The 1,003-nt window shown below is 69.4% G+C and carries 1 protein-coding gene; it reads right to left on the reverse strand.

The genetic code is table 11. The annotated features are described in order from the left end of the window. On the reverse strand, positions 1 to 896 hold an 896-nt coding region (locus tag ACFVZW_RS37105; RefSeq protein ID WP_384531019.1), incomplete at its 3' end, for a serine hydrolase domain-containing protein. Positions 897 to 1,003 lie beyond the last annotated feature (107 nt).

The raw sequence follows: 1,003 nt of genomic DNA on the forward strand, positions 1-1,003 counted from the left end.
ACGCCGTCCACCTCGCGCAGGAACCAGCAGATGCCGAAGCCGTCACCGAGATTGCTGCCGCGCAGCTCGACCGTCTGCTCCCGCATCCGGTGCAGCACCTCGGTCGGCAGAAGCCGCTCGCCCTTCTCGGTAAGACCGTCGCCGAGCTGGAAACGAGCCCAGGCGAGGACGTCCGACGCCGAGGAGGCGAGCCCCCCGCCGGGGTTGTTGGCCCGGGTGAGCTTCCACTCCCGCGCGACGGCGAGGTCGCCGTCCTCATCGGGGTTGTGGCCCACGGCGAACCGCCTGGTCATGACCTCGGCGGTGCCGAAGAAGCTGTGCGAAAGCCCCAGCGGCTCGAACAGGAGCGAGGCGATGGCCCGTTCGTACGTCAGACCCGTGACCTTCTCCAGGACGCGCCCGAGCAGGTTGAACGCGGCCTGACTGTACGAGGCGCGGGCACCGGGCTCACCGACGAACTGCAGCTCGGCCATCTTCGCCACGAAGGCGGCCAGGGCGTCGTCGCCGTCCCCGGTGTCGACGATGAGGTTCCAGTCGAGGCCCGAGGTGTGGTTGAGCAGGTTCAGGACGGTGATCTCGGCCGCCGCCTTCTCATCCGCGAGGACGAGCTCGGGAACGTAGCGGCGCACCGGAGCGTCCAGCTCGACCCGGCCGTCGGCGACCAGCCGCATCAGCGCGGTCGCCGTGAAGGTCTTCGTGGTGGAACCCAGCAGGAACAGCGTGTCCTCGTCCACCGGGAGCGGGTTGTCGAGGCTGGTCACTCCATGGCTCGCGAAGGTCTCGCGACCGTCCGCCCACACGCCCACGGTGACACCGGGGATGTCGAACTTCGTGGCCGTCCGCGCGACGAACTCGGTCAGCTCGGCCTGGGACTTCTCGGTGATGCCGGCGCTCATGGGGTTTCTCCTGATCGGGTGTCGTCGTTCTTGATGACCACGACGATGCCCGGGCGCCCTGACAGCCCGCCGACCGCGCGCTGACAGGCGGCGCCGGCGCCTGTCAG

The organism is Streptomyces sp. NPDC059567 (assembly GCF_042735655.1).
Taxonomy (GTDB): Bacteria; Actinomycetota; Actinomycetes; order Streptomycetales; family Streptomycetaceae; genus Streptomyces.